This is a genomic window from Burkholderia sp. E168m23, assembly GCF_016586125.1.
GTDB classification, from domain to species: domain Bacteria; phylum Pseudomonadota; class Gammaproteobacteria; order Burkholderiales; family Burkholderiaceae; genus Burkholderia; species Burkholderia orbicola.
In genome coordinates this window covers 1-9,250 of record NZ_BCPP01000171.1, presented here as the reverse complement: position 1 = coordinate 9,250, position 9,250 = coordinate 1, and the positions used below count along the sequence as shown (strand labels likewise).

The 9,250-nt window shown below is 66.7% G+C and carries 11 protein-coding genes; 10 read left to right on the top strand and 1 reads right to left on the bottom strand.

What is annotated here, in order from left to right:
* From JMF90_RS11655 to JMF90_RS11630, 6 genes are all read left to right on the top strand, one after another.
* Positions 1-418: YqgE/AlgH family protein (locus JMF90_RS11655; protein ID WP_201325120.1), on the top strand; the 418-nt coding region annotated here is incomplete at its 5' end.
* Complete coding sequence (gene ruvX / locus JMF90_RS11650) at positions 415-864, top strand: Holliday junction resolvase RuvX (protein ID WP_006476737.1); 450 nt, start codon at positions 415-417, stop codon at positions 862-864. The genes JMF90_RS11655 and ruvX, both read left to right, overlap by 4 nt.
* Positions 851-1,375 (top strand): bifunctional pyr operon transcriptional regulator/uracil phosphoribosyltransferase PyrR, encoded by a 525-nt coding sequence (gene pyrR / locus JMF90_RS11645; RefSeq protein ID WP_125380786.1) that lies wholly within the window; start codon positions 851-853, stop codon positions 1,373-1,375. Before ruvX ends, pyrR begins: the two co-directional genes overlap by 14 nt.
* A gap of 73 nt (positions 1,376-1,448) precedes the next feature.
* Positions 1,449-2,480 carry an aspartate carbamoyltransferase catalytic subunit gene (locus JMF90_RS11640; RefSeq protein ID WP_006476735.1) on the top strand — a complete coding sequence of 344 codons (1,032 nt, stop codon included), beginning with the start codon at positions 1,449-1,451 and terminating at the stop codon, positions 2,478-2,480.
* A gap of 61 nt (positions 2,481-2,541) precedes the next feature.
* On the top strand, positions 2,542-3,819 hold the full coding sequence (locus JMF90_RS11635) for a dihydroorotase (protein WP_175808999.1): 1,278 nt from the start codon (positions 2,542-2,544) through the stop codon (positions 3,817-3,819).
* Between the two features lie 19 nt (positions 3,820-3,838).
* Positions 3,839-4,696 carry a 1-acyl-sn-glycerol-3-phosphate acyltransferase gene (locus JMF90_RS11630; protein ID WP_175809000.1) on the top strand — a complete coding sequence of 286 codons (858 nt, stop codon included), beginning with the start codon at positions 3,839-3,841 and terminating at the stop codon, positions 4,694-4,696.
* 37 nt (positions 4,697-4,733) lie between these two features.
* On the opposite strand, the gene JMF90_RS11625 is transcribed toward JMF90_RS11630, so the two are convergent.
* Positions 4,734-5,573, bottom strand: coding sequence for a symmetrical bis(5'-nucleosyl)-tetraphosphatase (locus tag JMF90_RS11625; protein WP_175809001.1), 840 nt, complete (start codon positions 5,571-5,573; stop codon positions 4,734-4,736).
* 343 nt (positions 5,574-5,916) lie between these two features.
* Here JMF90_RS11625 and rfbB point away from each other — a divergent pair, with 343 nt between their 5' ends.
* From rfbB to rfbD, 4 genes are all read left to right on the top strand, one after another.
* Entirely contained in the window at positions 5,917-6,978 is a 1,062-nt protein-coding gene (gene rfbB / locus JMF90_RS11620; RefSeq protein WP_012328028.1) for a dTDP-glucose 4,6-dehydratase, read from the top strand.
* An 11-nt stretch (positions 6,979-6,989) separates the two neighbouring features.
* Positions 6,990-7,883: a glucose-1-phosphate thymidylyltransferase RfbA gene (gene rfbA / locus JMF90_RS11615; RefSeq protein ID WP_011694186.1), complete on the top strand. Its 894-nt coding sequence runs from the start codon at positions 6,990-6,992 to the stop codon at positions 7,881-7,883.
* Positions 7,868-8,419: a dTDP-4-dehydrorhamnose 3,5-epimerase gene (rfbC, locus tag JMF90_RS11610; protein WP_175809002.1), complete on the top strand. Its 552-nt coding sequence runs from the start codon at positions 7,868-7,870 to the stop codon at positions 8,417-8,419. Before rfbA ends, rfbC begins: the two co-directional genes overlap by 16 nt.
* A partial coding sequence (gene rfbD, locus JMF90_RS11605) for a dTDP-4-dehydrorhamnose reductase (RefSeq protein WP_201325119.1) occupies positions 8,412-9,250 on the top strand: 839 nt, incomplete at its 3' end. The genes rfbC and rfbD, both read left to right, overlap by 8 nt.

The window sequence follows — 9,250 nt, the reverse complement described above, 5'->3', positions numbered from 1 at the left end:
CGAATCGCTGTTCAACCGCATCGACCTGAAGCTCGACATCGAGCCGCTGCTGCACATTCCGGTGTACTTCGGCGGTCCGGTCCAGACCGAGCGCGGCTTCGTGCTGCACGAGCCGGTCGAGGGCGCGAGCTACAACTCGTCGATGTCCGTCGACGGCGGGCTCGAGATGACGACGTCGAAGGACGTGCTCGAGGCGGTCGCGACGGGCACCGGCCCGAAGCGCTTCCTGCTCACGCTCGGCCATGCAGGCTGGGGCGCCGGGCAGCTCGAGGAAGAAATTGCCCGCAACGGCTGGCTGACCGTCGCCGCCGATCCGCGCATCGTGTTCGACACGCCGGCCGAAGAGCGCTTCGAAGCCGCGCTCGGCCTGCTCGGCGTCAGCTCGTCGATGCTGTCCGGCGAGGCAGGGCACGCATGAGTGGCGCGAGCGCGCGCGATGCGACGCTCCTGGCGTTCGACTACGGCGAAAAACGGATCGGCGTCGCGATCGGCAACGCGCTGACGCGCTCGGCCCGTGCGCTCGTCGTGATCCAGAACCTGAACCGCGAGCACCGCTTCAAGGCGGTCGGCGACCTGCTGGCCGAATGGCGGCCGGATGCGCTCGTCGTGGGCCTGCCGATGCATCCGGACGGCACGCCGCACGACATGACGCAGCAGGCGAAGCGTTTCGGCAACCAGCTGAACGGCCGCTTCGGGCTGCCCGTCACGTGGGTCGACGAGCGCTATTCGTCGGTCGAGGCGGAAGCCGGGCTGCGCGAGCGCAACGTGCGCGGCCGCGCTCGCACCGACATGCTCGATGCCGAAGCCGCGCGCGTCATTCTTCAACAGTATCTCGATCAATTGTCCGACCATGAGCACCATTGACGCCGAGGCGCTTTACCGCGTCCTGCTCGACCAGATCCGCGCCGCGTACGGCACGGCGTTCGCCGAACCGGGCGGCCCGCGGCTCGCCGGCATTTACAGCGGCGGTGCGTGGCTCGCCGAGCGCCTCGCACGCGATCTCGGCGCACCGGCGTTCGGCGTCGTCAACGTCGCGCTGCATCGCGACGACTACGCGAAGAAGGGGCTGCACAGCCAGGCGAGCCCGACGTCGCTGCCGTTCGAGATCGACGGCGCGCGCATCGTGCTCGTCGACGACGTGCTGTACACCGGGCGCACCGTGCGCGCGGCGCTCAACGAGCTGTTCGACTACGGCCGTCCGGCCGCGGTCGAGCTCGCAGTGCTCGCCGATCGCGGCGGCCGCGAGCTGCCGGTCGCCGCGCGCTTCGCGGGCGGCACGCTCGACGTGCCGGCCGACGCGACGCTCGTGCTCGCGCGCGACGAGGCGCGGTTCACGCTGCGTCTCGAGGCCCAGAGCGAGTCGCACGGCGCCTGAACGACACGCGAACCGTATCCCGGGCCGCTGGTTTGCACCGCGGCCCGTTTGCATAGTTGGAATCACGCACACCATGACCACCGACACCACTGGCCGCACCGGCAATCCCGCGGCGGCCGCGAGCCCCGACCGGTTTCGCTACGGTTTCCTGAAGGGCAACCCGCAGCTCACGAAAAACGGCGAGCTGAAGCACCTGCTGTCGATCGAGGGCCTGCCGCGCTCGATCGTCAATCACATCCTCGATACCGCCGAGCAGTTCGTCAGCGTGACGGACCGTGAAGTGAAGAAGGTGCCGCTGCTGCGCGGCAAGTCCGTGTTCAACCTGTTCTTCGAGAACTCGACGCGCACCCGCACGACCTTCGAGATTGCCGCGACGCGCCTGTCGGCCGACGTGCTGAACCTGAACATCAACGCGTCGTCGACGAGCAAGGGCGAATCGCTGCTCGACACGATCAACAACCTGTCGGCGATGCATGCCGACCTGTTCGTCGTGCGCCACGCGTCGAGCGGCGCGCCGTACCTGATCGCCGAGCACTGCGCGCCGCACGTGCACGTGATCAACGCCGGCGACGGCCGTCATGCGCACCCGACGCAGGGCTTGCTCGACATGTACACGATCCGTCACTACAAGCGCGACTTCACGAAGCTGCGCGTGGCGATCGTCGGCGACATCCTGCATTCGCGCGTCGCGCGCTCCGACATCCACGCGCTCACCACGCTCGGCGTGCCGGAAGTGCGTGCGATCGGCCCGCGCACGCTGCTGCCGGGCGGTCTCGAGCAGATGGGCGTGAAAGTGTTCCACAACCTCGACGAGGGGCTGAAGGGCGTCGACGTGATCATCATGCTGCGTCTGCAGAACGAACGGATGAGCGGCGCGCTGCTGCCGTCCGCGCAGGAGTACTTCAAGACGTGGGGCCTGACGCCCGAGCGCCTCGCGCTCGCCGCGCCCGACGCGATCGTGATGCATCCGGGGCCGATGAACCGCGGCGTCGAGATCGATTCGCAGGTCGCCGACGGTCCGCAATCGGTGATCCTCAACCAGGTCACGTTCGGCATCGCGGTGCGGATGGCGGTGATGGGCATCGTCGCCGGCAATAGCGACTGAGCCCGCTTTCGCGCCCCCTCGTTCAGGCATTCAACGCAATCAACGCATTCACAGACAGCGCATGAAGATTCATATCAAAGGCGGCACGCTGATCGACCCGGTCGCCAGCACCGAAGGGCAGGCCGACGTATTCGTCGCGGACGGCAAGATCGCCGCGCTGGGCAGCGCGCCCGTCGGTTTCAACGCGGACCAGACGATCGACGCGTCGGGCCTGATCGTCGCGCCCGGCCTCGTCGACCTGTGCGCGCGGCTGCGCGAGCCGGGCTACGAACACAAGGCGACGCTCGCGTCCGAGATGGCCGCGGCCGTCGCGGGCGGCGTCACGACCCTCGTGTGCCCGCCGGACACCGATCCCGTGCTCGACGAGCCGGGCCTCGTCGAAATGCTCAAGTTCCGCGCACGCAATCTTCGCCAGGCGAACGTGCATCCCCTTGGCGCGCTGACGGTCGGCCTCAAGGGCGAGGTGATCACCGAGATGGTCGCGCTGACCGAATCCGGCTGCGTCGGTTTCACGCATGCCAACGTGCCGGTGCGCGACACGCAGGTGCTGCTGCGCGCGCTGCAGTACGCGAGCACCTACGGCTACACGACGTGGCTGCGTCCGCTCGACGCGTTCATCGGCCGCGGCGGCGTGGCCGCGAGCGGCGCGCTCGCGTCGCGGCTCGGGCTGTCCGGCGTGCCGGTCGCGGCCGAGACGATCGCACTCCACACGATTTTCGAACTGATGCGCGTGACGGGCGCACGGGTGCACCTCGCGCGGCTGTCGTCGGCGGCCGGGCTCGCGCTCGTGCGCGCGGCGAAGGCGGAAGGGCTGCCCGTCACCTGCGACGTCGGCGTGAACCACGTCCACCTGATCGACGTCGACATTGGCTACTTCGACTCGCAGTTCCGGCTCGATCCGCCGCTGCGCAGCGAGCGCGATCGCGAAGCGATTCGCGCGGCGCTCGCCGACGGCACGATCGACGCGATCTGCTCGGATCACACGCCGGTCGACGACGACGAGAAGCTGCTGCCGTTCGGTGAAGCGACGCCGGGCGCGACGGGGCTCGAATTGCTGCTGTCGCTGACGCTGAAGTGGGCGGACGAGACGCGCACGCCGCTCGCGCGGGCGCTGCGCCGCATCACGTCCGCGCCGGCCGACGTGCTGCAACTGCCGGCCGGGCGCCTCGCCGAAGGCGGCGCGGCCGATCTGTGCGTGTTCGATCCGCGCGCGCACTGGCGCGTCGAGCCGCGTGCGCTGAAGAGCCAGGGCCACAATTCGCCGTTCCTCGGCTACGAACTGCCGGCCGCCGTGCGTACCACGCTCGTGGCCGGACAGGTCGCGTTCGAGCGCCACTGAACCACGCGGAACCTTCGCCATGATCGCCTTTCGCAAGCTGCGTCTCGCCTTTCACCTGTTGCGTGGCATGGTGATCGTCGCGCTGCGTTTTTCGCACGTCACGCCCGCGCGCCGCGCCGAGCTGATACGCCGCTGGTCGCTCAAGCTGCTGCGGATCTGCGGGATGCGCCTCGTCGTCCACAACGACGGCGCGCGGCTCAACGCGAGCGCGCTCGTCGTGGGCAACCACGTGTCGTGGCTCGACATCTATGCGGTCAACGCGTGGCGGCCGACGCCGTTCGTGTCGAAGGCCGAGGTGCGGCAGTGGCCGGTCGTCGGCTGGCTCGCCGAGAAGCTCGACACCGTGTTCCTGCAGCGCGAGAAGCGTACCGAGGCGATGCGGATCATGCACGAGATGGCCGAGCGCCTGCGCACCGGCGGGCTGATGTGCGTGTTTCCGGAAGGGACGACGTCCGACGGTCAGGAACTGCTGCCGTTCCATGCGAACCTGTTCCAGGCCGCGGTATCGGCCGGCTGCGCGGTGCAGCCGATCTGCCTGATGTACGAGGACGCGCACGGGCGGCAGTCGGTCGCGCCGGCCTACACGGGCGATCTGTCGCTCGGCACGTCGCTCGACATGGTGTTGCGCGGCGGCCCGCTCGTCGCGCATCTGTACGTGTGCGAACCGATCGCGCCGGGCGGTGACCGGCGGGCGACGTCCGCGGCGGCGCGCGACGCGATCGCGGCCGCACTGGCGACGCTGCAGGAGAAGGTCGGCAAGCCGACGGCCGAGTCGCTCGCCGAGTTGCAGAAGCATGCGTATCCGGCGACCGAGCTCGGCGCCGGTGCGACGGGCGACGCGGCAGCCGATGCGCCGGTGCCGGGGCGCGAGGGCTGATGCGCGGTCGGCCGGGGGCGGGCGAATCAGCGTGCCGTCATTCGCCGCCCGGCGAACGGCACGCTTCGCACTGCACCTGCGTGACCGTGCGCTGCGCAGGGTCGGCCGTGAGCCGCACGGCCGACAACTGATTTCCCCATACGCAACCTGAATCGAGCGCGACGACGTTGTCGCGCAACATCAGGCCGAGCGCGGCCCAGTGCCCGAACACGACCGTCACGTCCTCGGTGCGGCGCCCCGGCACGTCGAACCACGGCAGGTAGCCGGGCGGCGCGCTGTCCGGGCCGCCATTTGCCTTGAACTCCATTGCGCCGTCGGGCGTGCAGAAGCGCAGGCGCGTGAACGCGTTGAATGCGACGCGCATCCGGTCTCGTTTTTTCAGGTTCGGCGCCCATTGATTCGGCTCGTTGCCGTACAGGCCTTGCAGCGTGTCGCGCCAGTCGGGGGCACGCAGCGCGCGCTGTAGTTCGTCGGCGAGTTCGAGCGCGAGCGTGGCGTCCCATTGCGGCAACACGCCGGCGTGCACGAGCAGCTTTTCGTCTTCGACATGCACGAACGGGCGATGGCGGACCCAGTCGAGCAGCGCGTCGGCGTCGGGCGCGTCGAGGATTTCGCCGATCGTGTCGCCCGGACGCTCGGTGCGCAGCCCGGCCGAGACCGCGAGCAGGTGGAGGTCGTGGTTGCCGAGCACGACGGTCGCGCGCGAGCCGAGGTCGACGATCGCACGCAGCGCGGCGAGGGAGCCCGGGCCGCGGTTGACGACGTCGCCGGCGATCCAGAAGGGCGTGTCGGCGGAGGGCGAGAGCTTGTCGAGCAGCGACTGGAAAGCGGAATGACAGCCTTGGATGTCGCCGATGGCGATGGGGGGGAGGGTCATGGGGCAGCGAATTTTGCGAGTATCGAGAATGTCGAAAAAATTATCTGGTCAATGGGCCACTGCGCAATTTATGTTCCGCAACCGTGCGTTGATTTGGCAAGAAATTTCACGCCCGGAAAGGGTTCGAAGCGCTGTATCAAGTTGTTAGCGGCATGGCTTTTGCAGGGGGCGGCTACCTATAATTGTCGCTTTCCCCAACAAAATTAGCATTTCATGACTTTGGAGGCCATGTCGACCGGTTAAAATTCCCGGTTGGACGTGGCAATCACAAGCTACTAGCATTTGTGAATCTGATGTGGCAGGCGCCTGATGGCGTCTGCCGCACGTTATTTGAGGGAGCCTCATGATCCTGGTTACGGGCGGCGCGGGTTTTATCGGTGCCAATTTTGTACTCGACTGGCTGCGCGCATCCGACGAAGCCGTGCTCAACGTTGACAAGCTGACGTACGCAGGGAACCTGCGCACGCTGCAGTCGCTGGACGGAAACCCGAAGCACGTGTTTGCGCGCGTCGATATCTGCGACCGTGACGCACTTGACGCGCTCCTGGCCGAGCACAAACCCCGCGCAGTGCTGCACTTCGCCGCGGAAAGCCACGTCGATCGCTCGATCCACGGTCCCGCGGACTTCGTGCAGACCAACGTCGTCGGCACGTTCACGCTGCTCGAGGCCACCCGTCAGTACTGGAACGGCCTGAACGACGCCGACAAGGCCGCGTTCCGCTTCCTGCACGTGTCGACCGACGAGGTGTTCGGTTCGCTGTCGGCTACCGACCCGCAATTCTCGGAGACGACGCCGTACGCGCCGAACAGCCCGTATTCCGCGACGAAGGCGGGCTCCGACCACCTAGTGCGTGCGTATCACCATACGTATGGTCTGCCGGTACTGACGACGAACTGTTCGAACAACTACGGCCCGTACCAGTTCCCGGAAAAGCTGATCCCTCTGATGATCGCGAACGCGCTCGCGGGCAAGCCGCTGCCGGTGTATGGCGACGGCCAGAACGTGCGCGACTGGCTGTACGTCGGCGACCACTGCAGCGCGATCCGCGAAGTGCTCGCGCGCGGCGTACCGGGCGAGACGTACAACGTCGGAGGCTGGAACGAGAAGAAGAACCTCGAAGTCGTGCATACGCTGTGCGACCTGCTCGACAAGGCGCGCCCGAAGGCCGCGGGTTCGTACCGTGACCAGATCACCTATGTGACCGACCGGCCCGGCCACGATCGCCGCTACGCGATCGATGCGCGCAAGCTCGAACGCGAACTCGGCTGGAAGCCCGCGGAAACGTTCGAGACCGGCCTGGCAAAGACGGTCGACTGGTATCTCGACAACCAGGTGTGGGCCGATGAGGTCGCATCGGGCGAGTACCGCAAGTGGGTCGAGACGAACTACGCGAAACGCACTTGAGGAGAGAAGCGATGGCACGTAAAGGCATCATTCTCGCCGGCGGTTCCGGTACCCGGCTGTATCCGATCACGCACGTCGTCTCGAAGCAGCTGCTGCCGGTGTACGACAAGCCGATGATCTACTACCCGCTGTCGACGTTGATGATCGCGGGCATTCGCGACGTGTTGATCATCTCGACGCCGCAGGACACGCCGCGCTTCGAGTCGATGCTCGGCGACGGCAGCCAGTGGGGGATGAACATCCAGTACGCGGTGCAGCCGTCGCCCGACGGTCTCGCGCAGGCGTTCATCATCGGCAAGGAGTTCGTCGGCAACGATCCGTCGGCGCTGATCCTCGGCGACAATATCTTCTACGGTCACGACCTCGCGAAGCAGCTCGAGCGCGCGCATGCGCAGGAAACGGGCGCGACCGTGTTCGCGTATCACGTGCACGACCCGGAACGTTACGGCGTCGTCGAATTCGACAAGTCGTTCCGCGCGCTATCGATCGAGGAGAAGCCCGCGAAGCCGCGTTCGAACTACGCGGTGACGGGCCTGTACTTCTACGACAACCAGGTGTGCGACATCGCGGCCGACATCAAGCCGTCGCCGCGCGGCGAGCTCGAAATCACCGACGTCAACTCGCGCTATCTCGACAGCGGTGCGCTGAACGTCGAGATCATGGGGCGCGGCTATGCGTGGCTCGACACCGGCACGCACGATTCGCTGATCGAGGCGGCCAGTTTCATCGCGACGCTGCAGAAGCGGCAAGGTCTCGTGGTCGCATGCCCGGAAGAGATCGCGTATCGCCGCAACTGGATCGACGCGGAACAAGTGCTGAAGCTCGCCCAGCCGCTCGCGAAGAACGCATATGGTCAGTACCTCAAGAACATTCTTACGGATCAAGTCGCATGGCCATCCAAGTAACGGCAACGGCGCTGCCCGAAGTCAAGATCATCGAGCCGAAGGTGTTCGGGGACGCGCGCGGGTTCTTCTACGAAAGCTTCAACGGGAAGGAATTCGCCGAGCAGGTCGCACCCGGCGTCGAATTCGTGCAGGACAACCATTCGCGCTCGTCGAAGGGCGTGCTGCGCGGCCTGCACTATCAGATCCAGCACGCGCAGGGCAAGCTCGTTCGCGTGGTCGAGGGCGAAGTGTTCGACGTCGCCGTCGACATTCGCAAGGATTCGCCCAACTTCGGCAAGTGGGTGGGTGTGGTGCTGTCGAACGACAACCATCGGCAACTGTGGGTGCCGCCCGGTTTCGCGCACGGGTTCGTCGTGCTGTCGGAGGCCGCGCAGTTCCTTTACAAGACGACCGACTACTGGTTCCCCGAACACGAGCGCAGCATCGTGTGGAACGACCCGGAGATCGGGATCAAGTGGCCGATCGATTTCGAGCCGCTGCTGGCGGCGAAGGATGCGGCCGGCAAGCGTTTGAGCGAAGCCGAAGTTTATGCGTGAGGTGGGTGTGACTCCTGAGCCGACGATTCTCGTGACGGGTGTGAATGGTCAGGTCGGGTTCGAACTGCTGCGCTCGCTGCAAGGACTCGGCCGCGTGGTCGCATGCGACCGCTCGATGCTCGACCTGTCCGACCTCGATCGGGTGCGCAGCGTCGTGCGCGAGCTGAAGCCGTCGATCATCGTGAACCCGGCCGCGTACACGGCCGTCGACAAGGCCGAGGCGGACGTCGACGCCGCGCGCCGGCTGAATGTCGAAGTCCCGCGTGCTTTCGCAGAGGAGGCGGCGCGCCTCGGTGCAGCGCTGGTTCATTACTCAACCGACTATGTGTTCGACGGCACCAAAGAGGGTGCCTATGTCGAAACGGACGCGACCAACCCGCAGAACGTCTATGGGCTGACCAAGCTGGAGGGCGAGCAGGCCATCGCGGCGACAGGTTGCGCACACTTGATCCTGCGGACGAGCTGGGTGTACGGCCGCCGCGGCAAGAACTTCCTGCTGACGATGCTGAAGCTCGGGAGCGAGCGTCCTGAGTTGCGTGTCGTCGCGGATCAGGTTGGCGCCCCGACATGGTCGAAGACGATCGCCACCGCCACCGCGCACATCGTCGCGCAGGCATTGGCGGCCGATGACGCGGACTGGTGGGCGCGGCGTTCCGGCGTCTATCACTTCACGTCCGCGGGCGCCACGTCGTGGCACGGGTTTGCCGAGGCAATCTTCGCCCAGGCGATGGGCGAGCATGCGCCGAAGGTGTTGCCGATTCCGGCGAGCGACTACCCGGTTCCCGCCAAGCGCCCGTCCAATTCGCGGCTGTCGCACGACAAGCTGACCGA